Here is a 24,361-nt window from a genome sequence, read left to right as displayed (position 1 = left end):
GACTGGCTGATGCGTTGGGTTCTAGCTTTGATCGCGTTGTTGACGCTTGCCGGCGAAGCCGCCGCGCAGGGCAAGGGCATCCGGCTCTGGAATCTGACGACTGAGACGATCTCCGGCTTCCAGCTCGCTCCCGCCGGCAGGACCGACTGGGGTCCGAACCAATGCTTGAACGACAAGGACAAGGAGGTCGACCACGACGAGCGGCTGCGCATCACCGGCATCGAGCCGGGCCATTACGACGCCAGGGTGAGCTATCCCAATGGCCGGCAGTGCATCGTCCGCGGCATCGAGATCAGGGCCGACGCGGTGTTCTCAATCGCCGATAAGGATTTGAAGGATTGCACCAAGTAGCGCCGCCGCTCACGCCTTGTCATGCGTGTGCGGGTATTCGCAGCGCCACCGCACCGCCTGCCACTTCGGATGCTCGCCCACCCATTGCGCGATATAGGGCGGCGCGGCCATCGCGCATTGCCGCGGCGACCCGGAATAGTTGAACACCAGATGCTGCTCCTCGCAGGTCGCAGGCGAGAGCACCGCACACACAGTCACCACCAGGTCGATCGGGTTCATGCCGGGATCCTCTCGCCTCCGCGATCAAGAAGTAGCACAAAGGCTACGTCCACAGCAGACGGAAGTTTCAATTCCGTGCGAGTAGAACCGGGAACCTGGCAATTGCGGCCTCTCGTAAAAGTGCCCCGACCTTTGCCTATGCTGGCTAAGGTCAAACGGCGCCTTGTCGCCACTTGATTTCGTCAATAAGCTGGTTCCCCACAATTGCTAACAGGCTGATGGCTTTCACGGAAACCTCTTGGCGCGGCGTCGCGGTAACTCTGTGCCTGCTGGCGTTCAGCACCGGCACCTTGGCCATCTCTGGTCAAGGCCGACGAGCCGTTGCGGAGCCGGCGCAGCCGGACGGCGCGAATTCGGGCCGTACCGAGCCCTCCCGCACCGCAAACAGCGATCAGGCGGTAGTCAAGCTTACGCGCAGCCAACAGGGACAGATCGGACTCGAAACCGCAGTTGCCGAAACTGCTCCGCATCCTGAGCAATTCCGCGCATATGGTGCGGTGCTGGATATCTCCCGCATTACGGAGCTCACGAACAGCTACGCCAATGCTCAGGCTCAACTCCAGACGGCGCAGGCCAAGCTCGAAGTCGCCAAGAGCGCATTCGAGCGAACGAAGAATCTCGTCGAATCCGCAGCGCTCCCGAAGAAGGAGGCCGAGACCGCAGAGGGAACGTTGCGGACCGATAAGGCCGCGCTCGCCGCTGCGGAGTCGCAGCTCAGGACTCTCGCGGCCACGGCGCAGCAGGAATGGGGGCCGGTGATCGGCCGGGGAATCATCGAGCGCTCGCCCGGAGTTGTCAGGCTGATCGAACGCGATCAGTTTCTCGTTCAGGTGACGCTGCCGTCCGGCATGACTGCCATTGGGACTCCGGGAACGGCTCTCGCGCAGGCCCCGACGCGAAACGCGAACATCGATCTCCAGTATATCTCCCCGGCAACGCGCACAGATCCCCGTATCCAGGGATTGAGCTATTTCTTCTCCGCGCCTGGCGACAGCGGTCTGCTGCCCGGCATGAACACCATCGTTTACGTGCCGTCAGGCAATACTTACGAGGGAGTCTTCGTTGAAGATACCGCGATCGTCCGATGGCAGGGTCGATCATGGGTCTATCTGCGCGTGAACTCCGATAGCTTCCGACGTCATCCGATCAGCACGGATCAACCCGTCTCGGATGACGACTACGTCGTCCGAGACATCCCATCGGGTTCCGAAATCGTGGTCCGGGGCGCGCAGGTCCTGTTGTCCGAGGAGGCCAGGAGCGAGCTTCGGGGCGGCGGTGACAATGACTGACGGCATCGGCTCCAACAGGCCTGGGCCGCAAGCCGCTCTTGTCGCGTTCGCCATCCGCTTCCGCGGCATCGTGCTCGCTCTTGCGTGTGCGCTGCTGGGCTATGGCCTGTTCGCCCTCGGCGAAGCCAAATACGGGGTCTTCCCTGAATTCGCGCCGCCACAGATCACGATCCAGACGGAAGCTCCCGGGCTCAGTCCGGAGCAGGTCGAAATTCTGGTCACCCAACCGATCGAAATGTCGATCAACGGCTTGGCCGGCGTCGAAAGTTTGCGATCGTCGTCGATCCAGGGCCTCTCCGTGGTGACGGTCATCTTCCAGCCGGGCAGCGACATCTACCGGGCGCGCCAATTGGTGACGGAACGTCTCGCGGCCGTGGCCGCGCGGCTGCCGCAAGGCGTGCAGCCGCCGTCGATGACACCATTGACCCCGCTAGCCGGTACGGTGCTGGTCATCGGCCTGACCTCCGACCAACGCTCGCTGATGGATTTGCGCACCATCGCGGACTGGACCGTGGCGAGACGGCTCCTGGCCGTACCGGGCGTGGCGCAAGTATCCACTTACGGCAAAGACGTCAGATCTCTGCAGGTGCAAGTCCGTCCGGACGACTTGATCCGATTCCGGGTCGGCCTGAATGACGTCTTGGCCGCAGCGCGCAAGGCGACCGGCATACGGGGCGCCGGCTTTATCGATACGACCAATCAGCGCATCACGCTGCAAACCCATGGGCAATCTTTGACGCCCGACCAGCTTGCCCGCACCGTTCTCCTGCACGAAGGCGGCGCGAGCGTGGTTCTCGGCGACGTTGCCACGGTCGTGACCGCTCCCGAGCCGCCAATCGGGGCCGCCCTCATCGACGGTGTCCCCGGCATCATGCTCATGGTCAGCCAGCAATACGGAGCGAACACGCGAGAGGTCACCACGCGAGCAGAAGCCGCGCTGCAAGGACTGCGACCGGGACTCGAAGCCGATGGGGTTCAGCTCCATGCGGACATATTTCGCCCTGCCAACTTCATCGACACGGCGACGGAGAACGTGCTGTACGCCCTGTTGATAGGCGGGGTGCTCGTGATCGTCGTTCTGTTCCTATTTTTGTTCGACTGGCGCACCTCGATCATCAGTTGCACCGCTATCCCCCTATCGTTGATAGCGGCCGTGCTCGCCCTCCAATGGATGGGCGAAACCCTCAACACGATGACGCTGGGCGGCCTTGCGATCGCCATCGGCGAGGTCGTCGATGACGCCGTGATCGGCGTTGAAAACGTCGTACGCCGATTGCGCGAAAATCGCCGGGCAACCGCGCCCAGATCCGAAACTCGCGTCGTGCTCGAAGCCTTCCTTGAGGTACGCACCGCTGTAGCCTATGCGACCTTTGCGGTGCTGCTGGTCTTCTTTCCGATCCTGGCGCTCTCCGGCATTGCCGGCCGTCTGTTCGGCCCCTTGGCTATCGCCTACATCCTCGCGGTGCTAGCCTCGCTCGCGGTCGCCCTTACGGTGACCCCCGCGCTCTCTATGCTGCTACTCGTCGGGACGACCGGCGGACAACGCCTGCAAGAACCGCCTACGGTGCGGTGGTCCCGTCGCCATTATCAAGCCTTGCTACGTCATATCGGCCGTTTCCCGAAACTCGTGATGACGGCGGCCGCGGTTCTGACGATCGCCGGTGCCGCGATGCTGCCTTTCTTCGGCGGGACCTTCCTTCCGGATCTGCGGGAAGGCCATCTGATTCTGCACGTCTCTGCGATCCCCGGCACCTCGCTCGACGAATCGCTTCGCATCGGGAAACTGATGACGGACACGCTCCGACGTATCCCAGGCGTACGCAGGGTGGCGCAGCATGCAGGCCGAGCTGAGGCCGGCATCGACACGGTGGGTCCGCATTCCAGCGAGTTCGAAGTCGACCTGCAGCCGGGGCTCTCGGGTCAAGAGCAATCGGCGACAGAAGCGCACATCAGGGCCGCTTTGGCCGACTTCCCCGGAGTTTCTTTCTCGAGCAAGACCTACTTGACGGAGCGCGTGGAGGAGACCGTCTCCGGCTTCACCGCGGCGGTGGTCATCAACATCTACGGGCCCGATCTCGATTCACTTGAGAGCGCTGCGCGCGACGTCGCCCGAGAGCTCGACGAAGTCGCGGGTGCGATCGATGTGCAGCAACGATCCCCGCCAGGGATGCCGCAGCTTAATGTGACGCTCCGCCCGACCGATCTGCAGCGTTGGGGCCTCGATGCCGTCGAAGTGCTCGAGCTGATCCGCACCGGCTATCAGGGCGACATCGTCGGCCAGGGATACGAAGGCAATGCCGTCTTCAACGTTGTCGTTATCCTCGACCAGCATGCCCGCGCCCGGCTCACTCAGATCGGTGACCTGCCGGTGCGCACGCCGAGCGGGGCTTACATTCTGCTGAAGCAAATCGCCGACGTCTACGAAACCTCGGGCCGCTATCAGATCCAGCATCAGAATGCACAGCGGGTTCAGACCGTAACGGCGAACGTAAGCGGGCGCGATCTCGAATCTTTCGTGGCCGCCGCCAAGCGCAAGCTGGCCCGCGAGGTCGCACTGCCGCCCGGTGCGCATGTCGAATTTGCAGGAGCGGCCGAGGCACAAGCCCGGTCGCGCCGCGATCTCATCGTCAACTCCTTGCTGGCTGCGACGGGTATTTTCGCGCTGCTCGCGATGGTGACCGGCCATTTGCGAAATCTGTTGCTGGTGATGATCAACCTGCCGTTTGCGTTTGTCGGTGGCGTGTTCGCACTAGCGGTAACCGGTGGTCTGCTTTCGCTCGGATCGATGGTCGGCTTCGTCACGTTGTTCGGAATCACGCTGCGCAATTCCATCCTTATGATCTCGCATTACGAGCACCTCGTCCTCGTCGACGGTCGCGTGTGGGGACCCGATACCGCGAACGAGGGCGCTGCCGACCGTCTCGTCCCGATCCTGATGACGTCTCTTGTGACTGGTCTGGGATTGCTGCCACTCGCACTCGGCGCAGGAGAACCGGGGCGTGAAATAGAGGGCCCGATGGCGATCGTCATCCTCGGGGGGCTCATGACCTCGATGGCACTTAGTCTGCTGGTTCTGCCCACCCTTGCGCTTCGATATGCACGTTTCAAGACGCGCTCCGAGCGCACGCAAGGCGCGTGACGGTCTAGATCACGTTCGCTGCGAAAGCGGAAACAACACTGACCAAGCAGCGTCCCCGACCGTCACTGTGGCCCGACGTCCACCGCGGCGGCCTTGATGAACTCTCATGAAGAGGAGGAGCGCATTGAATTGCGCTGAATAAGCAGAAAGCCGCGAGAATGGCGGCCCGACACTGCCACGGCTTCGACGGCGTTTGCCATCGAAGCCGCGGCAGGTCGTCAGTCTTACTTGCGCGAAGCGCAGGCGTACATGTTGATTTCCATGCCGACCGGCACTTCCACGATCTTCGGAGCTTTCCAAGCCATTCGGGGTCTCCCAAGGTATTGAGCGCGATATCGCGCGGGGCAAAACCTAGGGCTCGGTCCCCTATAGTTCAAGCGCCGATTCGAATGCCGAACGCGTCTGTGTCGATTCTTCGCGGCCGCATTTCTCTCTCAGGCAAAGCCAGTTCCCTCTTGGTCAAGCACAGACCTGGAGGACATCACCTTGCGCGACACACCGCGCCTCGAATCGACACGACCAGCGCCACGTCGTCAGCAGTCCTTGTCGGCCATTGCCGGATTCGGCTTGGCGCCTTCGGCCTGCTGAGCAGCCGTCGGTTCACTCTGCATCTGCCGCTGCGCATCCTCGGATGAAGCCGGCGTTTCGCCGCTCGCACGATTCATCGTGCTGGTCGGCGGATGCTGACTGGTGTCGCTCGCCGAACTCGATGGATGGGATTGCGCCGAGCCCACGGTGACCGGGCCAGACCCGGCATCCTTGTCAGTGGCTGCACTGCCGGTTTTGCAGGGGCCCGCGACGGCGACACCGGCGCTCAACGTCAGGATCGCGCAGGCAGCAAGAACGGATCGTTTGGTGTTCATCTGCATGATCTCCTCTCCTCCCGCCGCGCAGCCCCAACGCGCCAGGCAGGCCATTTCGGGGAGAACAGGCCCGGCAGCCCGATGTTCCGAGTGTCGGGGCGGAATTAATCGCAATGCCGCCGCCGCCACGTCCGTTCCAGGGGTACGCGCTCAGCGCAGCAGCCGCAGCAGCGCGCGGCCGGCCCGCGAGTTCAGCTCTTTTGCATCGAGCGTGCCATCCTTGTCCGGATTGGCCGCATTGAAGCGCTTCTCCACCACGGACAGGTATTCGTCGAGCGTAAGAGTCCCGTCACGATCGGGATCGGCGGCGGCGAGCTCTTTCGCCGACAACCGCCCGCGCAACTCGCGTGCATCGAGCGTGCCGTCATGATCGGGGTCGAGCTTGGCGAACAATGCGCTGGCCGCCTTCTTCACCTCGGCGAGATCGAGCGTGCCGTCATTGTCGGTGTCGAACATCTTGACCGCATTGCCGGATGCCGCAAGGGCCGGACCGGACAGCAATGCAACCGTGAGCGCAAGCGTAATTGAGCGACGTGACCTCATTGAAACCTCCTGCCAACCTCGATTTGAGCGAGCACGAGACTGACATAAGTCCACAATCAAGCCCCGGTTCAAGTCGAAAATTACAACCTGCGCGCGCCAGACTTACGGAACCCCGCGGCGTCAGCCTAGTCGCCTCCGTCGGACCGCTTCGCGTCGCGGAATTTCTCCAGCATCTGCGCACAAGTGAGAGCGGGCTGTCAGGTTTCCGTCAGGTGACTGGCCCTCCGGCATTCAACATGTTGGCGTCGCACTCGCGACTTTCGTATTGACGCGTTTTGCATTCGGGCGGAGTGTTGTTCCCGCAGCGTCAAAAGACGCGCATATTGGGAGGAACGGATGAAACGCTTTGCGATGGCCGCGAGCCTCGTCATGCTTGCATCGACGTGTGCAAGCGCACAGACCAGCGAGCAACTGGTCAAGGGCGCGACCGATACATCGAACGTTCTCAATTACGGGATGGGCTACAATCTCCAGCGTTTCTCGACGCTGAACCAGATCAACAAGGACACCGTCAAGAACCTCGTCCCGGTCTGGAACTACTCTTTCAACGACGATCGCAGCGAGGAATCGCAGCCGCTGGTGTACCAGGGCGTGATCTACGTGACCTCGCACAATGCGACCATGGCGGTGGACGCCAAGACCGGCAAGCAGATCTGGAAAACCAAGGTCGAGTATCCCGCCGAGACGCCGCGCATCGTCTGCTGCGGCATCATCAATCGCGGCGCCGCGCTCTACGACGGCAAGGTATACCGCACCACGCTGGATGCGAATGTGATCGCGCTGGATGCCAAGACCGGCAAGGAGCTGTGGCGGCAGAAGGCCGCCGACATCAAGGAAGGCTATTCGATGACGGTGGCCCCGCTGGTCGCCGACGGCGTCGTCATCACCGGCATCTCCGGCGCCGAGTTCGGCACGCGCGGCTTCATCGACGGCTGGGATCCGGCGACCGGCAAGCATCTCTGGCGCACCCACTCGATCCCCTCACCGGACGAGCCCGGCGGCGACACCTGGAAGGGCGATACGTGGAAGCTCGGCGGCGGCTCGACCTGGATCACCGGGTCCTACGATCCCGAGCTGAACACGGTCTATTGGGGCATCGGCAATCCCGGCCCGTTCAACTCAGCAGTGCGACCCGGCGACAATCTCTACACCTGCTCCGTGCTGGCAATGGATCCCAAGACCGGCAAGATCAAGTGGCACTACCAGTTCTCGCCGAACAATCCGTTCGACTATGACAGCGTGGCCGAGATGGTGCTCGCCGACATGAACGTCGAGGGCAAGCCGACCAAGGTGCTGATGGACGCCAACCGCAACGGCTTCTTCTACGTGCTCGACCGCACCAACGGCAAGCTGCTCGCGGCCAACCCATACGTGAAGGTCAACTGGGCGACCGGCATCGACATGAAGACCGGACGTCCGATCGAGACCGACGTTTCGAAGGACGCGCGCGAAGGCAAGAAGGTCACCGTCTATCCGTCGATCCTCGGCGGCAAGAACTGGGAGCCGATGTCGTTCAATCCGCAGACCGGATTGGCCTATGCCAACACGCTCGCCTTCGGCGGCAGGTACAAGACCGAGCCCGTCACCTTCAAGCAGGGCGAATGGTATCTCGGCATGGACCTGACCGACCTCTGGGAGTACGGAGACGGCCCGCGCGGCCATCTCAAGGCGATCGATCCCCTGACTGGCAAGGCGAAGTGGGAGGCCCCCGTCGACATCCCGCGCTTCTCCGGCGTGCTGTCGACCGCAGGCGGCGTCGTGTTCACGGGCGCGCTGACCGGCGAGTTCGAGGCCTTCGATGCCGACAGCGGCAAGAAGCTCTGGCAGTTCCAGACCGGCTCCGGCATCGAGGGACAGCCGGTCACCTGGCAGCAGGACGGCGAGCAATATGTCGCAGTGACGAGCGGCTATGGCGGCGTCTACTCGCTGTTCTCCGGTGACGAACGACTGGCCAATGTGCCGCCCGGCGGCTCGCTGTGGGTCTTTGCAGTCAAGCAGTGACCACAGGCACGATGCTGAAGGAGATATCTCACAAGACGGCGGCGATCTTCGCCGCCGTCGCGGTGCTGGCGGTCGCGTTTGTGGCGACCGTTCGTGCCGCGGACGACGCAACCGGCAATCCTCTGCAGGCACAGATCGACCACGGCAAATCGACCTATGCCGAAAAGTGCTCGCACTGCCACGGCCCCAACCTGATGAACTCCGGCACCATCACGCCGGACCTGCGCGCGATCCCTGACGACAAGACGCGCTTCGTCACCACGGTGAAGAACGGCAAGAACAACAAGATGCCGCCCTGGGGCGACATCCTCAACGACGACCAGATCGGGGACCTCTGGGCCTTCATCTCCAGCCGGAGGAAGCCATGAGGCGTTGGCTCGCCGCGTGGAGCGTTGCCGCGATCCTCGCGGCGGCGCCTACGGTTGCACGCGCGGCGGATGACCCGCTGAGGATCTGTCTTGATGAAGGCCGGCCGCCGCTCTCGGTGCATCAAAAGGGCAAGCCGGATGCGGGCTTCGACGTGCTGCTGGCGCAGGCGGTCGCCGAGCGCCTGCGACGGCCCCTGACGATCCAGTGGTTCGAGAGCAAGCTCGATGAGGATTCCAGCCCACAGCTCGAGGCCAATGCGCTGCTCTCGGACGGACGCTGCGCGCTGGTCGGCGGCTACGCGCTGACGACGGATTCTCTCGTCAAGCCCGGCATGAAGACGGCGCGCCTGCCGGATTTCGCTGGCGCCACGCGCGAGGACCGGCGGCGCCGCGTCGCGCTCGGCGTGCTCACGCCGAGCCAGCCCTACGTCTATTCGCCGATGACGGTGGTGCTCGGGCCGAAGGCGAAGGGCCGCAAGATCGGCGACATTGGCGATCTCGCCGGCCTTCGCCTCGTCATCGAAAGCGGCTCGCTCGGCGATGCCATCCTGATGACCTTCGACAAGGGCCGCCTGATCGACAACATCACCCATCTCGTGCCCGGCCGCGACGACCTCCTCGGCGCGCTCCAACGCGGCGACCATGACGCGACGTTGGTCGATCTTGCGCGCTTCGACGCCCATCGCGCCGCGCACCCCGATACGGCGATCACCGCGTCCGGCTACTACTATCCGATCGGCGCCAATCGCGGCTATGTCGGGCTTGCCAGCGATCCCGCGCTGATCGAGGCCGTCAACACGGCGCTTGGCCAGCTTGCCGCCGAAGGCAAGATCGCCGAATTCGGCAAGCAGGCCGGCCTCACCTATCTGCCGCCGCGCGAGCCTGCGATCCTCGGCGACGTCTGGATGAAGATCATTCAGCGGTGAGAGTTGGTCGCGAAGAGCGATGGCGCCGCCACGCGCTCCATTGTCATCGCCCGCGAAGGCGGGCGATCCAGTATCCCAGAGGCGGTTGCGATTGAACCGAAAGGCCGCAGCGTACTGGATGCCCCGCCTTCGCGGGGCATGACAGCGAGCGTGCGGCGAATGCGCGTCAAAATCGGCTCGCTGGCTTAGGAGGCTCCCGACGTGCGGAAAGCGCGGCCGCCCGGATGAGCCGAACAGGACAACCTCCCTCCAATGCGCCAATCTGTCTCGCCTGTCGGCCATGGCAGTGACGGCTTGATGCAGTACCAAGGAAACCAATGCGCTGTATCAGCGCGAATTGCCGGTCTGGATCGAGAGCGCGAAGTCGCTCGGCCTCGAGCCGGCTTGAACCAGGAGAAGGCGCGGTCGCGCTTGCTTGCCGCTCTCCTGGCCAGCCTTCCCTATATCGCCATGTCGGCGTGACAGGCGTCGCGGCCGACGCTACGCGGCCGGCACAACATTGTCGGTGACCGGCCGCAGCGCGACGAGCCTAAAGCGAGATGGGATTAGGACGAGTCGTTGTCGCGCTTGAGGTTATTGTTTGAGCATGATCTTTTCGGAAAACCGCTGCACACTTTTCCGGATCATGCTCTAATGCTCGTTCGAGCTCGCGGTGCCCTGCTGCGCCTTGTGGATCGAGGACGGCACCACGCCGAAATATTTCCGGAATACGCGGCTGAAATGCGATGAGCTGGAGAAGCCCCAGGAGAACGCGACGTCGGTGATGGTCTTGCCGGCGTGGGCCTCGAGCTCCTGGCGGCAGTTCTGCAGGCGCGCCTGCCAGATGTAGTCGCTCACCGTCGTGCCGCGCTCCGAGAACAGCATGTGCAGATAGCGTTTGGAGCAGCCGAGCTCGGTCGAGATCTGATCGATGCACAGATCCGGATCGCGCAGATGCTCGCGGATGAAGAACTGCGCGCGCACATACATCGCTTCCGGTCCGACACGGTCGAACATCGTGTCGGCCTCGCGCAGCGGCAGCAGCAAGAGGTCGATCAGCGAATCGGCCACGCCGACCGCGCTGTTCGCCGACAGCTTCGCCGCCTCGTCGAAGGTGGCGTGGACGAAATCATGGGCGATCCGCCCCGTCCCGGTCTTCGCCGACAATTTGCACGCCGGCATCCGCTGCGAGGGGAAGCCGCGGTCGCGCAGCAGCGCCTTCGGCACGATCACCACGTCGTGGCGGGTGAAGGCGGGGCTGATGATCGAATGCGGGCAGGAGACGTCATAGGCGATGATGTCACCAGGGTTGAGTTCGATGTGGCGGCCCTCTTGTTCGAAATAGGACACGCCGTAGGTCTGGAAGTGAATCTTGATGTAGGGATGTTCGTTTGCCTTGGCGCGCGCCATCGTGTGCGCGATGCGGTGCTGGCTGACCTCGATCTGGCAGAGCTTCAGGCGCGAAACGGTGGTGTAGTCGATGCGACCTTCGAGCGAGGAGGCCTCCAGCGGATCGACGTCGAAATAGCCGCACAGGCTCGTCAGACCATCGATCCAGCTCTGGATCTGCCGCTTCGGCGTCAGCCCGGTCGTCGAGAGCGTGTGAATTGTGTCGGACATTGATCCAGCCACTGGTTTGATCCGGAGATTCGACGCGAATCGCGACCAGCGCTGCTGGAGCCCTCAGCCGTGATTGCGTGACGTTTACCTCAAACTTAGGCGATCTTTTGGAACTTGCGCCTCCGTTCCATTGCCACCCTTGAAACTTAATCCTCCGCCTTAGTTGCACCGCCGTCAAGGGGAACATGGGCGCGGACGGCCGCGCAAGCCGGCGCGGAAACCGCTGAATTCGCTACTGCAAAATCAAAATCTTCGCGCCCGTGCGCTGTCGAGCAAACCGGCTTCTCTCTTGGGCAAGTTTCCCGTTGACGAAGTCGTTAGGGATTGCGGCAGGAACAACAAGAACGGGCCGCTCCTGCACACACGGACCCGTGGCTCTCATCAGGAGGAGGAAACAGCACAGCATCGTTTCTGGTCTCGATCGTGACCGCCCTGCACGAGCAGACGCCGGACGAGAAGCCCGGTGATTAAGCAATGCTTCGGAAACAATAAACGACCAACGGAGGAATTAACTATGCGCAAGGTGCTACTGGCGACCTATCTTGGCTCCGCGGCGGCTCTCGCCGTCGGCAGCGCCTCAGCTAATGACGAGCTGATCAAGATGTCGCAGAACCCGAAAGACTGGGTGATGCCGGCGGGCGACTATGCCAATACCCGCTATTCCAAGCTGAACCAGATCAATGCACAGAACGTCGGCAAGCTCCAGGTCGCCTGGACCTTCTCGACCGGCGTGCTGCGTGGGCACGAAGGCGGCCCGCTGATCATCGGCAACGTGATGTACGTCCACACGCCGTTCCCGAACAAGGTCTATGCTATTGACCTTTCCAACGAGAACAAGATCATCTGGAAGTACGAGCCGAAGCAGGATCCGAACGTCATCCCGGTGATGTGCTGCGACACGGTCAACCGCGGCCTGTCTTACGGCGACGGCAAGATCATCCTGCATCAGGCCGACACCAACCTCGTCGCGCTCGACGCCAAGACCGGCCAAGTGGCCTGGTCGGCGACCAACGGCAATCCTGCGAAGGGCGAGACCGGTACGTCGGCCGCGCTGGTCGTCAAGGACAAGGTCCTGGTCGGCATCTCCGGCGGCGAATTCGGCGTGCAGTGCCACGTCACCGCTTACGACCTCAAGAGCGGCAAGCAGGTCTGGCGCGCCTATTCCGAAGGTCCGGATGATCAGATCAAGCTCGATCCGGCCAAGACGACGTCGCTCGGCAAGCCGGTCGGAGCTGACTCCAGCTTGAAGACCTGGCAGGGCGATCAGTGGAAGATCGGCGGCGGCTGCACCTGGGGCTGGATCTCCTACGATCCCGCTCTGAACATGGTCTATTACGGGTCGGGCAACCCCTCGACCTGGAATCCGAAGCAACGTCCCGGTGATAACAAATGGTCGATGACCATTTTCGCGCGCGACGCGGACACCGGCATGGCCAAGTGGGTCTACCAGATGACGCCCCATGACGAGTGGGACTATGACGGCGTCAACGAGATGATCCTCACGGATCAGCAGATCAATGGGCAGCCTCGCAAGCTCCTGACCCATTTCGACCGCAACGGCCTCGGCTACACCCTGGACCGTGAGAACGGCGAACTCCTGGTCGCCGAAAAGTACGATCCGAAGGTGAACTGGACCTCCGGCGTCGACATGAACAAGAGCTCGCCGACCTACGGCCGTCCGAAGGTGCTTGACGCAGCTTCGACCGACAAGGCGGGCGAGGACGTCAACGTGAAGGGCATCTGCCCGGCCGCGCTCGGCACCAAGGACGAGCAGCCGGCAGCCTACTCGCCCGACACGCAGCTGTTCTACGTTCCGACCAACCACGTCTGCATGGACTACGAACCGTTCAAGGTGAGCTACACCGCGGGCCAGCCCTATGTGGGTGCGACGCTCTCGATGTATCCGCCGCAGGGTGAAAGCCACATGGGCAACTTCATCGCCTGGGACGGCAAGACCGGCAAGATCGTCTGGTCGAACAAGGAGCAGTTCTCGGTCTGGTCGGGTGCGCTCGCAACCGCCGGCGGCGTGGTGTTCTACGGCACGCTCGAAGGCTACCTGAAGGCAGTCGATGCCAAGTCCGGCAAGGAGCTCTACAAGTTCAAGACTCCCTCCGGCATCATCGGCAACGTCACCACCTATGAGAACAATGGCAAGCAGTACGTTGCCGTGCTCTCCGGCGTGGGTGGCTGGGCCGGCATCGGTCTGGCAGCAGGTCTGACCGATCCGACCGCCGGTCTCGGCGCCGTCGGTGGCTACGCGGCCCTCAGCAACTACACGGCGCTCGGCGGTACGCTGACCGTGTTCTCGCTGCCGAACTAGGCCCCGCTCAGCATCGCTCCGGCGCGTGGATCAACTCCACGCGCCGGCTCGTCTCCACCGAACGCCTTCGAGGAAAATCTCTTGCGTAAAATCTGCTCTGCCATTGCTGTGATAATCTTCGTTGCGTCCGGAGGAGTTGCGGTCGCGGACGGTCCGGGAGACCCGACCGCGGTGAAGAAGGAAGACGACGGGAAGTGGCTCGATAAGGAAGGAAACCCGACCTACAAGATTTCGGCCGACGGCACCGTGGACTGGTTCACCTATTCCGGATACCGCCGCTATCACTCAGACTGCCATGTGTGCCATGGCCCCGACGGCATGGGATCGACCTACGCACCGGCGCTGAAGGATTCCGTCAAATCGATGAGCTATGGCGACTTTATCGGCGTGATCGCCTCCGGTCGCAAGAACATCTCGACCGCGCAGGAGAACGTCATGCCGGCCTTCGGCGACAACCCGAACGTCGCCTGCTACATGGACGATCTCTATGTCTATCTGCGCGCCCGCTCCACCGACGCGTGGGGCCGGCAGCGTCCCTCCAAAAAGGAGGAGAAGACAGAAGCCTACACCAAGGCGGAAGACGCCTGCATGGGCAAGAAATGAACGTTGCCAGGATCGCCGCGACGACGTCCTGGCGTCCTACGAAGATTTGAGGAGTTTACGATGAAGACACGTGCAGCCGTTGCTTTCGAAGCCAAGAAGCCGCTCGAGATCGTCGAGGTCGACCTGGAAGGACCGAAGGCCGGCGAAGTCCTGGTCGAGATCAAGGCCACGGGCATCTGCCATACCGACGCCTATACGCTCGACGGCTTCGACAGCGAAGGAATCTTCCCGTCGATCCTGGGCCATGAGGGCGCCGGCATCATCCGCGAGATCGGTCCCGGCGTGACCTCGGTGAAACCGGGCGACCACGTCATTCCGCTCTACACGCCGGAATGCCGGCAGTGCAAAAGCTGCCTCAGCCAGAAGACCAATCTCTGCACCGCGATCCGCGCGACGCAGGGCAAGGGCGTGATGCCCGACGGCACCAGCCGCTTCTCCTACAAAGGCAAGCCGATCTACCATTACATGGGCTGCTCGACCTTCTCGAACTTCACCGTGCTGCCGGAGATCGCTGTCGCCAAGATCCGCGAGGACGCGCCGTTCGACAAGAGCTGCTACATCGGCTGCGGCGTGACCACCGGCGTCGGCGCCGTCGTCAACACTGCGAAGGTCGAGCCGGGCTCTAACGTCGTCGTGTTCGGCCTCGGCGGTATCGGCCTCAACGTGATCCAGGGCGCCAAGATGGCCGGCGCCGACAAGATCGTCGGTGTCGACATCAACGATTCCAAGGAAGATTGGGGCCGCCGCTTCGGCATGACTCACTTCGTCAACCCGAAGAAGGTCACCGGCGACGTCGTCCAGCACCTCGTCGGCCTCACCGACGGTGGCGCCGATTACACCTTCGACTGCACCGGCAACACGACGGTGATGCGCCAGGCACTGGAAGCCTGCCATCGCGGCTGGGGCACCTCGATCATCATCGGCGTCGCCGAAGCCGGCAAGGAGATTGCCACGCGGCCGTTCCAGCTCGTTACGGGACGCAATTGGCGTGGCACCGCGTTCGGCGGCGCGCGCGGCCGCACCGACGTGCCGAAGATCGTCGACTGGTACATGAACGGAAAGATCCAGATCGATCCGATGATCACCCACACGCTCAAGCTCGAAGAGATCAACAAGGGTTTTGACCTCATGCACGAGGGCAAATCCATCCGTTCCGTCGTCGTGTTCTAGCTCACTGCCATCACACCCAGGAGGATCGACCCATGACTGTTGCACTCCATCCATCGATCGACAACGGCATCAAACAAGGCAGCGGCAGCTTCGCCGGCGGCACGCTGGTCTGCAAATGCAAGGACCATCCGGTGAAGGTCGGCATCAAGGGCGACGTCGCGCACAACCACGCCTGCGGCTGCACCAAGTGCTGGAAGCCGCCGGGCGCGACCTTCTCGGTCGTCGCCGTGGTGCCGCGCCAGAACGTCACCGTGCTCGAGAACGGCGACAAGCTCCAGATCGTCGATCCCGCCGCGGTGATCCAGCGCTACGCCTGCAAGGCCTGCGGCACGCACATGTACGGCCGCATCGAGAACAAGGGCCATCCGTTCTACGGCCTCGACTTCATCCATCCCGAGCTGTTCCAGGAGCAGGGCTCGCAGGCGCCGCAATTCGCCGCCTTCGTCTCCTCTGTGATCGAATCGGGCGTGAAGCCGGAGCAAATGGCGGGCATCCGTGCGCGACTGAAGGAGATCGGGCTGGAGCCCTATGACTGCCTGTCGCCGGCGCTGATGGACGCGATCGCGACCCACGTGGCGAAATCCAAGGCCGCCTAAGAAGGCCGCCCGAGCGAGGGCCGCCGAGCCCTCTCAAGCCCTATCGGTTCGCTGGTGCCGACCACCGCCAGCGAACCGAATCGGTCCCTGTCCGGGACCGTCGCGGCGATGCCGCGCTTCTGCACCACGCGTATGTGAGGGCCATCAGCTCCTCAGTCCTGGTCTCTGAATGACTGCGCAGGGCCGCCGGCTTCCGGCTTGAAGTTCGCGGTGCTGCGTTCTCCCTCCCTCGACTGAGGCATCCTGCTTCGTCCGCGCAGTCTCTTCCTGGCGGACGAAGCTTTTTTGGTTGCGCCCGTCTCATAAGCAGCGCGGCATCAAGCCGCGCCCTGCTTTTGACAAACCATCGATGCAATCTTTCCGGGTGAGAACACTCGGCTGTGAACGCCGGTCCGGCGCGATCTCTGCTACGGTCGCGCCGTCACGATGCCGCGCGAAATGCAAACAATTAAGAACAAAACGGGAGGTATCGAGCACATCCGGACATTGCGATTTGTATTCCTGCCGCCCGCCGGGATCTGCCCGCGCGGGATAATGCGGCCGGAATGCGGCGACACGACGCAACCGGCATACGCCCGGTCGGCGTCGTTAGTTTTGAATTGAACAGGCTTATGAAGAGCGAGGGACGATCATGATCAAGGTGAAGATCAACGGCCAGGAACAGAGCTGGGACGGCGACCCGGATCTCCCGCTACTCTGGTTCCTGCGTGACGAGGCCGGACTGACCGGCACCAAATTCGGTTGCGGCCAGGCCCTGTGCGGCGCCTGCACCGTCATCGTCGACAAGCAGGCCGTGCGCGCCTGCATCACGTCGGTGAACGACGTTGCCGGACGCGAGGTCACGACGATTGAGGGACTGCACCCTACCGGCGATCACCCGGTGCAGAAGGCCTGGCGCGAGCTCAACGTGCCCCAATGCGGCTTCTGCCAGGCCGGCCAGATCATGCAGGGCGCAGCACTCTTGATGGACAACCCAAAGCCCTCGCACGACCAGATTCGCGAGGCGATGTCCGGCAACATCTGCCGCTGCGGCTGCTACCAGCGCATCGAGAACGCCGTCCATCTCGCATCGACTGGAGTGTGACATGAATTTCATCGACAATCCCCGCAAGCTTCGCGGCTTCGAAAAGCACATCAGGGTCGAGAAAGTCTCGCGCCGGAGCATCCTGAAGGGGCTCGGCGTCACCGGCGGCTTCGTGCTTGCAGCACCCGTGATGTCGCGCCAGGCATTCGCCTATGAAACAGGCGCGGGAAAGATGCCGCACGGCGTCGTGATCGATCCGCGGGTGTTCGTTTCGGTCGCCCCGGACGGCATCGTCACCATCGTCGGGCATCGTTCGGAAATGGGCACCGGCGTGCGCACCAGCCTGCCGCTGATCGTGGCCGAGGAGATGGAAGCCGACTGGTCCAGGGTCAAGGTGCAGCAGGCCCATGGCGACGAGGTCAAGTTCGGCAACCAGGACACCGACGGCTCGCGCAGCACGCGGCACTATCTGATGCCGATGCGCCAGATCGGCGCCTCGGCCCGCACCATGCTCGAGCAGGCCGCGGCCAAGCGCTGGGGCGTGCCGGCGACCGAGGTCAAGGCGGTCAATCACGATATCGTCCACGGCTCCAGCGGACGCAAGCTCGGCTTCGGCGAGCTCGCCGCCGATGCCGCCAAGGAATCGGTGCCTGCTATCGAAGGCCTCAAGCTGAAGAACCCCAAGGACTTCCGCTATCTCACCAAGGGCCAGATCGGCATCGTCGATCTCCACGACATCACCACCGGCAAGGCGCGCTACGGCGCCGACGTGCGACTGCCCGGCATGAAATATGCCGTGATCGCGCGGCCGCCGGTGACCGGCGGCAAGCTGGTCTCGTTCGATCCGGACGCGGCGCTGAAGATCGACGGCGTCGAGAAGGTGATGCAAGTGCGCGGCTGGCCATGGCCGTCGAAATTCCAGCCGCTCGGCGGCGTCGCCGTGATCGCGCGCAACACTGGTGCTGCGATCAAGGGCCGCGACGCGCTTAAGCTCGTGTGGGACGACGGCCCCAACGGCAAATACGACTCCGTCGCCTACCGCAAGGAGCTCGAGGAGGCCTCGCGCAAGCCCGGCCTCGTCCTGCGTCAGGAGGGCGATGCGGACGCGGCCTTGAAGAGCGCCGACAAGGTCATTGTCGGCGAGTACTACATCCCGCATCTCGCCCATGTCAGCATGGAGCCGCCGGTGGCGGTCGCCGACGTCAAGGGGGACAAGGCGGAGATCTGGGCGCCGGTGCAGAGCCCCGGCGGCACCCGCGAGGACGTCGCCAAGACGCTCGGCATTCCCGAAGGCAACGTCACCGTCAACGTCACACTGCTCGGCGGCGGGTTCGGACGCAAATCGAAATGCGACTTCGCGCTCGAAGCCGCGCTGCTCTCCAAGGAGCTCGGCGCGCCGGTCAAGGTGCAGTGGACGCGCGAGGACGACATCCATAACGGCTTCCTACACACCGTCTCGGTCGAACGGATCGAGGCCGGCCTCGACAAGAGCGGCAAGGTGATCGCCTGGCGTCACCGCAGCGTGGCGCCCAGCATCGCCTCGACGTTTGCCGCCGGCACCGTGCACCAGGCGCCGTTCGAGATCGGCATGGGACTCGTCGACATGCCGTTCGAGATCGCCAACATCTCCTGCGAAAATCCGGAGGCGGCCGCACATACCCGCATCGGCTGGTTCCGGTCGGTCTCGAACATCCCGCGTGCCTTCGCGGTGCAATCGATGGTCGGCGAGATCGCGCAGGCGACCGGCCGCGACCAGAAGGAGACCCTGCTCGCGCTGATCGGCAGCCCGCGGATCGTCAAGCCTGCGGTGAAGGACCTCTGGAACTACGGCGAGCCCCAGGACAGCTACCCGATCGACACCGCGCGTCTGCGCAAGGTGGTCGAGCTGGTCGCCGAAAAGGGCGAATGGGGCCGTCAGGTCCCGAAGGGCCACGGCCTCGGCATCGCCGTGCACCGCAGCTTCGTCAGCTACATCGCGACCATCGTCGAGGTCGCGGTCGACGACAAGGGCAAGCTGACCGTGCCAAGGGTCGACACGGCGATCGATTGCGGCACCTATGTCAACCCCGAGCGCATTGCCTCGCAGATCGAGGGCGCGGCGATCATGGGGCTCAGCATCGCCAAATATGGCGAGATCACCTTCAAGGACGGCAAGGTCCAGCAGAAGAATTTTGACGACTTCCAGGTCGTCAGGATCGATGAATCTCCTGTGGTGACCAACGTCTACATCGTGCCGCCCGCATCAGACACGCCGCCGAGCGGCGTCGGCGAGCCCGGCGTTCCGCCGTTCGCGCCGGCGCTGATCAATGCGATCTTCGCGGCGACGGGAAAACGCATCCGCTCGCTTCCGATCGGCAAGCAATTGGAAGCGTGAGTCGGAACACAAGCGGCCTCGGGCCGTTTCGATCGATCTGACAGGAGCGGATCGATGACCGACATCTTAAAGGCGCTCGCAGTCTCGCTGTCGGGCGCCTTTCTTTTGACGACCGCCAGCGCGTTCGCCCAGAGCAACACCGCCCCGCCGACCACGGCGACGCGCCCCACAGCGCCGGACCAGAACTCCCTGCCCAACGCCAACGCCCCGCCCGCCTCGACCAGCCAGACCACCGGGCAACGCAACCCTGATCCGAAGGTTCGGGATATGAACCAGAAGGAAAAGGACAAGGTCGAGCGCCAGGGCAAGTAGCGCTCCGAGTTTGGTGCACTGATGTTGCCACGCCGTCATGGCCGGGCTGGTCCCGGCCATCCACGACCTTTGTCTCAACACGAAGAACGTGGATGCCCGGGACAAGCCCGGGCATGACGAGATTGCGCAGCAAGGGCGTCATCACTTTAGCAAGAATGCGACGGACGTTACCGTCCGCCGCATTCGCCACCCCCCGGCTGCTCCGCCTCTTTCGATCCGCCTGCGGAGCTATTTCTTCAGCGCGAACACCCAGATGACGCCGCCCTGCGGGACGTTGGCTTCGATGCCAATGTTGTTGGTCGCAAGTGCATCCTGGATGCGCTGTGCGTCCACACCCCATCCCGACTGGATCGCGACGTACTGCGTGCCGTCGATCTCATAGGACACCGGCATGCCCATGATGCCGGAGTTGGTCTTCTGCTCCCACAACAATTCGCCGGTCTTGGCGTTGAAGGCGCGGAAGTTGCGGTCGTTGGTGCCGCCGACGAAGACGAGATCGCCTGCGGTCGCCGTCACCGATCCGAACAGTTGCGACTTCGGGAAATTGTGCTGCCAGACCTTCTTGCCCGTTGCGGGATCCCAGGCCTGGAGCTCGCCGAAATGATCCGCGCCGGGCTTCGCCTTGAGACCGATATCCTCCGGCTTGGTGCCGAGCCAGAGTTCGCCAGGCTTCAGCGCGACTTTCTCGCCGGTGAACCCACCGCAGAAATTCTCGTTGGCGGGCACGTAGACGAGGCCAGTCCTCTGGCTGTAGGCCGCCGACGGCCAATCCTTGCCGCCCCAGAGTGAGGGGCAAAACTCCACGCGCTTGCCGATCACCGGCTTGTGCGCGGGATCGACGATCGGCTTGCCGCTCTCCGGTTCGATGCCTTTCCAGACGTCCGTGGAGACGAACGGCCAGCCGGCGACATAGTTGATCTTGGTCGGCGTGCGCTCGAGCACCCAGAAGATGGCGTCGCGTCCCGGATGGACCAGGCTCTTGATGTTGCGACCGTCGCGCTGCAGGTCGATCAGCATCGGCGCATCGACCTCATCCCAGTCCCAGGAATCGTTCTGGTGGTACTGATGATGGGTCTTGATCTTGCCGGTATTGGGATCGAGCGCGAGCACCGAGGAGGTGTAGAGATTGTCGCCGGGATGGGTTTCGCCGGGCCATGGCGCGGCGTTGCCGACACCCCAGTAGATCGTCTTGGTCTCCTTATCGTAATTGCCCGTCATCCAGGCCGAGCCGCCGCCGTTCTTCCAGTCCTCTCCCTGCCAGGTGTCGTGACCGGGCTCGCCTTCGCCGGGGATGGTGAAGGTCCGCCACAACTCCTTGCCGTCCTTGGCATCGTAGGCGGCGACATAGCCGCGCACGCCGAATTCGCCGCCGGAGCCGCCGACAATGACCTTGCCGTCGACGATCAGCGGCATCAGGGTCATGTACTGGCCCTTCTTGTAGTCCTGCACCTTGGTGTCCCACACCACCTTGCCGGTCTTGGCGTCGAGCGCGACGACGTGGTCGTCGGTGGTGGCGAGATAGAGCTTGTCTTCCCACAGGCCGACGCCGCGGCTGGTCGGATGCAGCTGGAACAGATCGTCGGGGAGCTGCCGCTTGTAGCGCCAGTATTCGTCGCCGGTCTTCGCGTTCAGCGCGATCACCTGCCCCATCGGGGTCGCCACGAACATTACGCCGTTATTGACGATCGGCGGCGCCTCGTGGCCTTCGACGACGCCCGTAGCGAAGGTCCAAGCCGGCGTGAGGTTTTTCACGTTCGAGGCGTTGATCTGGTCGAGCGGACTGTAGCCTTGCCCGTCATACGTGCGCCGGTAGAGCATCCAGTTGCCGGGTTCCGGATTTTCCAGCCGTTGCGTGGTGACCGGAGAATAATTCTCGATCGGGCCTGATATGGCGGCGGTCGAGGCAAGACACGTGAAGGCGACGAAGCCGGACAGTAACCATTGCTTCCTGGACATGGACGTTCCCCTTTTCATCCGTTTGAATTCTTGTTGTGAATTCTTGTCGTTCGTCCCGTCCGCCCATCGGCGGATGCGGCCTCTCGTGACGCGGGCACGGCCCGCACCGTCCGTCATCCTGGCTGCGCGCCACCTACCTTTCCGATGAAATTGCCGGCGACGCTGAGCGAACCGTCAGCGAGTGCCAGCGGCAGCGCCGCAAGCCGTCGCGGCGCTGGCCCGAACACGACCTGCGCGCCCGCGCGGGGATCGTATTCGGAATTGTGGCACATGCACTTGAACACCTCCTGGTCGCCGACATCGCTCTTCACCCAAGCGGTGACGGGACAGCCCGCGTGCGAGCAGATCGCCGAATAGGCGATGATGCCGTCGACGGCACGCGCACGGGTCTTCTCGTCGAGCTCGGCGGGATCGAGCTTGATGATCAGGATCTCGTTGAGGCGCGAGGCGCTGCGCACCACTGACGTGTTGGGATCCTTCGGCCAGGCATGGATCGGCGGCCCGCCGGCCGGCACATCGGCCGCAGTAATGAGTTTCCCCTCCTTGTCGCCTTCGGAGAAGACCAGCACGTCACCCTTTTGGGGTCGTTCGTCGGAGCCGGGCGGATCTTCACCCGCGCGCGCCGGTGGCGAACAGCCGAGGCAAGCGGTGCTCGCAAGCGCGCCGAGCAGCAGCGTTCGCCGCGTCTGCTCGATGCCCGCGTCGACTTCGGGTTCCGTGGAATTCTCGGAGGATGCAGAATTGGGAGTGAACGATGAGCGCGACATGCACGCTAGCAGGCGCTGGAACTCTGCCGAAAACAAGGCGAAGAGTTGGCGCCGCAGTGCATCAATATGGCTTTGCTCGCTTTGATTGAGCGAGGGTGAACGCATTCAAGCGCGTTTTCGCAATTTCAACGTCATGCCACGCGATTGGCATGATGATTTTGCAGATCAGGCCGATGCTGTTGGAATTGGTGCACCGCGATCTCAGTCGCAACGCAAAAGCGAAGCAAAGGAGCTGCGTATTTTGCAGACAGGCCGATCAGTCGTCAGGACCGGAGCACGTGACGCGGAGACGCGATACGGCCTGCGACTGTCGCCGACGCCATTTCGAAACTGTCGGCGATGCGCCGTGCCTTGTCGATGAAGAGCGCGGCCGCCGCCGGCGGGCAGACCTCGCGCGCAGTCTGCTCGAACAGGTCGAGCCAGCGATCGAAATGATCGCCAACCAGGCTCAGCGGCAAATGCGCCCGCATCGGCGAGCCATGATAGCAGCCGCTCATCAGGACGACCGACGACCAGAAATCCCTGAGCTTGACGAGATGCTCATCCCAGTTCAGGACGATCGCAAAGACCGGACCGAGCAGTGCGTCCTCGCGCACGCGTCCGTAGAAGCGGGTGACGAGTTCCCCGATCATCTCCTCGGTGATCCCGGTGCGCTCGATCGCATCCTGGGTGAGCAGGTTCCGCCGCGCAGCCGCCGCCTCGCGCTCGGCCTTCAGTCGATCCGACATGTCCTTCGTTATCCGTTCCGATGTTCCCGCGATCCGCCCATTCGACATTGTCGGGCCAATTGCGCGCGGCGTCTTTGTCGCAGCGCAAATTGCGGAATCTGGCGGCGGACGCTGAGTGCCCGCCGCCGATGCCTTTCTTCAGGCGCTATAGATGTAGAAGCCCTGCCCGGTCTTGCGGCCGAGATGGCCGGCATCGACCATTTCCTTGAGCAAGGGGGCTGCACGGTATTTGGGGTCGTTGAAGCCTTTGTAAAAGACCTCCATCACCGAAAGCATGGTGTCGAGGCCGACGAGATCGGCCAGCGCAAGCGGCCCGATCGGATGGTTGCAGCCGAGCTTCATGCCGGCGTCGATCTCTTCCGCCGTCGCGATGCCTTCCTGGAGCGCGAAGATCGCCTCGTTGATCATCGGACAGAGGATGCGGTTGACGGCGAAGCCCGGGCTGTTCTTGGCCGTGATCGCCACCTTGCCGACGCGCTTGGCGAAATCCAGCGCCTTGGCGTGGGTGTCGTTGGAGGTCTGCAGGCCGCGGATGAGCTCGAGCAGGGCCATTACCGGCACGGGGTTGAAGAAGTGCATGCCGATGAACCGGTCGGGACGATCGGTTGCCGCGGCGAGCTTGGTGATCGAGATCGAGGAGGTGTTGGTCGCCACCAGTGTGCGCGGCGACAGCGTCGCGCAAAGATCCTTCAGGATCTTGACCTTGAGCTCCTCGTTTTCGGTCGCCGCCTCGATGACGAGGTCGCAATCCGACAGCTTCGACCGGTCGGTCGTGCCGGTGATGCGCTTGAGCGTCGCCTCGCGATCGGCAGCCGACATCTTCTCCTTCTTGACCAGCCGCTCGAGACTGCCACCGACGGTCGAAAGTCCGCGGTTCACCGCAGCATCGGAAATGTCGACCATCACGACCGAAAGCCCGGCCGCCGCGCAGACCTGCGCGATGCCGTTCCCCATGGTCCCTGCCCCGATGATGCCAACGGTTTGGATCATTGCCTCACATCCTTCATTCTTGGGGGGCCAGGACGGCCCAGCCCTGTTGTTCCTGCACCAGGGTCTAGCACCCCCACCGGGCGGGTGCGACCTGATCGTGCCCCTTCCATAAAGCATCCGAGGCGGGAATAAAGCGCCAAGCGCTGAACGGCGGCGACCGACCGTCAAATCGAGATTGGGCTAGACCCACCACAATCTCGATTGACAGCCGCTCGTTATTTCC

General features: G+C 63.2%; 22 protein-coding genes. 13 read left to right on the top strand and 9 right to left on the bottom strand.

The genetic code is table 11. The features are described from left to right. Positions 1 to 9: 9 nt before the first annotated feature. Positions 10 to 351: a hypothetical protein gene (locus ACR9YP_RS16315; protein WP_438106437.1), complete on the top strand. Its 342-nt coding sequence runs from the start codon at positions 10 to 12 to the stop codon at positions 349 to 351. Positions 352 to 360: 9 nt separating this feature from the next. Here ACR9YP_RS16315 and ACR9YP_RS16310 read toward each other — a convergent pair whose 3' ends face one another. Next, the gene (locus tag ACR9YP_RS16310) at positions 361 to 570 is read right to left on the bottom strand and encodes a hypothetical protein (protein WP_091896419.1); all 210 of its coding nucleotides are present in this window, start codon (positions 568 to 570) and stop codon (positions 361 to 363) included. Positions 571 to 788: 218 nt separating this feature from the next. Here ACR9YP_RS16310 and ACR9YP_RS16305 point away from each other — a divergent pair, with 218 nt between their 5' ends. Both ACR9YP_RS16305 and ACR9YP_RS16300 read left to right on the top strand, forming a co-directional pair. Continuing rightward, positions 789 to 1,859 carry an efflux RND transporter periplasmic adaptor subunit gene (locus tag ACR9YP_RS16305; protein ID WP_474220416.1) on the top strand — a complete coding sequence of 357 codons (1,071 nt, stop codon included), beginning with the start codon at positions 789 to 791 and terminating at the stop codon, positions 1,857 to 1,859. Then, positions 1,852 to 4,998 (top strand): efflux RND transporter permease subunit, encoded by a 3,147-nt coding sequence (locus ACR9YP_RS16300; RefSeq protein WP_474220415.1) that lies wholly within the window; start codon positions 1,852 to 1,854, stop codon positions 4,996 to 4,998. The genes ACR9YP_RS16305 and ACR9YP_RS16300 overlap by 8 nt, the downstream gene beginning before the upstream one ends. Positions 4,999 to 5,222: 224 nt before the next feature. On the opposite strand, the gene pqqA is transcribed toward ACR9YP_RS16300, so the two are convergent. From pqqA to ACR9YP_RS16285, 3 genes are all read right to left on the bottom strand, one after another. Beyond that, a complete protein-coding gene (pqqA, locus tag ACR9YP_RS16295; RefSeq protein ID WP_008562446.1) occupies positions 5,223 to 5,303 on the bottom strand; it encodes a pyrroloquinoline quinone precursor peptide PqqA in 81 nt (26 codons plus the stop codon). 228 nt (positions 5,304 to 5,531) lie between these two features. Next, positions 5,532 to 5,867 (bottom strand): hypothetical protein, encoded by a 336-nt coding sequence (locus ACR9YP_RS16290; RefSeq protein WP_091896457.1) that lies wholly within the window; start codon positions 5,865 to 5,867, stop codon positions 5,532 to 5,534. 144 nt (positions 5,868 to 6,011) lie between these two features. After that, positions 6,012 to 6,404 carry an EF-hand domain-containing protein gene (locus ACR9YP_RS16285; protein WP_091896411.1) on the bottom strand — a complete coding sequence of 131 codons (393 nt, stop codon included), beginning with the start codon at positions 6,402 to 6,404 and terminating at the stop codon, positions 6,012 to 6,014. A 336-nt stretch (positions 6,405 to 6,740) separates the two neighbouring features. On the opposite strand from ACR9YP_RS16285, the gene ACR9YP_RS16280 reads away from it, so the two are divergent. The 3 genes from ACR9YP_RS16280 to ACR9YP_RS16270 are packed head-to-tail and all read left to right on the top strand — an operon-like array spanning position 6,741 to position 9,699. Then, complete coding sequence (locus ACR9YP_RS16280; RefSeq protein WP_474220414.1) at positions 6,741 to 8,405, top strand: methanol/ethanol family PQQ-dependent dehydrogenase; 1,665 nt, start codon at positions 6,741 to 6,743, stop codon at positions 8,403 to 8,405. A gap of 11 nt (positions 8,406 to 8,416) precedes the next feature. Next, the gene (locus tag ACR9YP_RS16275; protein WP_438110630.1) at positions 8,417 to 8,773 is read left to right on the top strand and encodes a c-type cytochrome; all 357 of its coding nucleotides are present in this window, start codon (positions 8,417 to 8,419) and stop codon (positions 8,771 to 8,773) included. After that, the gene (locus tag ACR9YP_RS16270) at positions 8,770 to 9,699 is read left to right on the top strand and encodes a type 2 periplasmic-binding domain-containing protein (RefSeq protein WP_438106431.1); all 930 of its coding nucleotides are present in this window, start codon (positions 8,770 to 8,772) and stop codon (positions 9,697 to 9,699) included. The genes ACR9YP_RS16275 and ACR9YP_RS16270 overlap by 4 nt, the downstream gene beginning before the upstream one ends. A 630-nt stretch (positions 9,700 to 10,329) precedes the next feature. Here ACR9YP_RS16270 and ACR9YP_RS16265 read toward each other — a convergent pair. Then, entirely contained in the window at positions 10,330 to 11,298 is a 969-nt protein-coding gene (locus ACR9YP_RS16265) for a helix-turn-helix domain-containing protein (protein ID WP_091896399.1), read from the bottom strand. A 514-nt stretch (positions 11,299 to 11,812) separates the two neighbouring features. On the opposite strand from ACR9YP_RS16265, the gene xoxF5 reads away from it, so the two are divergent. From xoxF5 to ACR9YP_RS16230, 7 genes are all read left to right on the top strand, one after another. Further along, positions 11,813 to 13,618 carry a lanthanide-dependent methanol dehydrogenase XoxF5 gene (gene xoxF5, locus ACR9YP_RS16260; protein WP_474220413.1) on the top strand — a complete coding sequence of 602 codons (1,806 nt, stop codon included), beginning with the start codon at positions 11,813 to 11,815 and terminating at the stop codon, positions 13,616 to 13,618. 111 nt (positions 13,619 to 13,729) lie between these two features. Then, the gene (locus ACR9YP_RS16255) at positions 13,730 to 14,221 is read left to right on the top strand and encodes a c-type cytochrome, methanol metabolism-related (RefSeq protein WP_091896454.1); all 492 of its coding nucleotides are present in this window, start codon (positions 13,730 to 13,732) and stop codon (positions 14,219 to 14,221) included. A 60-nt stretch (positions 14,222 to 14,281) separates the two neighbouring features. Next, positions 14,282 to 15,391, top strand: coding sequence for an S-(hydroxymethyl)glutathione dehydrogenase/class III alcohol dehydrogenase (locus tag ACR9YP_RS16250; protein ID WP_128945313.1), 1,110 nt, complete (start codon positions 14,282 to 14,284; stop codon positions 15,389 to 15,391). A 32-nt stretch (positions 15,392 to 15,423) separates the two neighbouring features. Beyond that, on the top strand, positions 15,424 to 15,987 hold the full coding sequence (gene gfa, locus ACR9YP_RS16245; protein WP_438106429.1) for an S-(hydroxymethyl)glutathione synthase: 564 nt from the start codon (positions 15,424 to 15,426) through the stop codon (positions 15,985 to 15,987). 631 nt (positions 15,988 to 16,618) lie between these two features. Next, entirely contained in the window at positions 16,619 to 17,071 is a 453-nt protein-coding gene (locus tag ACR9YP_RS16240; RefSeq protein ID WP_091896387.1) for a (2Fe-2S)-binding protein, read from the top strand. A gap of 1 nt (position 17,072) precedes the next feature. Then, positions 17,073 to 19,385, top strand: coding sequence for a xanthine dehydrogenase family protein molybdopterin-binding subunit (locus ACR9YP_RS16235; RefSeq protein WP_474220412.1), 2,313 nt, complete (start codon positions 17,073 to 17,075; stop codon positions 19,383 to 19,385). A 54-nt stretch (positions 19,386 to 19,439) separates the two neighbouring features. Further along, entirely contained in the window at positions 19,440 to 19,697 is a 258-nt protein-coding gene (locus tag ACR9YP_RS16230) for a hypothetical protein (RefSeq protein WP_438106427.1), read from the top strand. A gap of 228 nt (positions 19,698 to 19,925) precedes the next feature. Here the strand turns inward: ACR9YP_RS16230 and ACR9YP_RS16225 are convergent, their stop codons facing one another. From ACR9YP_RS16225 to ACR9YP_RS16210, 4 genes are all read right to left on the bottom strand, one after another. Next, positions 19,926 to 21,653, bottom strand: coding sequence for a methanol/ethanol family PQQ-dependent dehydrogenase (locus ACR9YP_RS16225; RefSeq protein WP_370987743.1), 1,728 nt, complete (start codon positions 21,651 to 21,653; stop codon positions 19,926 to 19,928). A 113-nt stretch (positions 21,654 to 21,766) separates the two neighbouring features. Then, the gene (locus ACR9YP_RS16220) at positions 21,767 to 22,420 is read right to left on the bottom strand and encodes a QcrA and Rieske domain-containing protein (RefSeq protein WP_438106425.1); all 654 of its coding nucleotides are present in this window, start codon (positions 22,418 to 22,420) and stop codon (positions 21,767 to 21,769) included. A 263-nt stretch (positions 22,421 to 22,683) separates the two neighbouring features. After that, complete coding sequence (locus tag ACR9YP_RS16215) at positions 22,684 to 23,148, bottom strand: group III truncated hemoglobin (protein WP_370987741.1); 465 nt, start codon at positions 23,146 to 23,148, stop codon at positions 22,684 to 22,686. Between the two features lie 138 nt (positions 23,149 to 23,286). Then, a complete protein-coding gene (locus ACR9YP_RS16210) occupies positions 23,287 to 24,138 on the bottom strand; it encodes a 3-hydroxybutyryl-CoA dehydrogenase (RefSeq protein ID WP_438106423.1) in 852 nt (283 codons plus the stop codon). Between the last annotated feature and the right edge of the window lie 223 nt (positions 24,139 to 24,361).

The sequence above is a fragment of the Bradyrhizobium sp. BR14999 genome (assembly GCF_056106085.1).
Note: the sequence above shows the minus strand (reverse complement) of the source record. Positions and strands in the feature narration are given on the sequence as shown.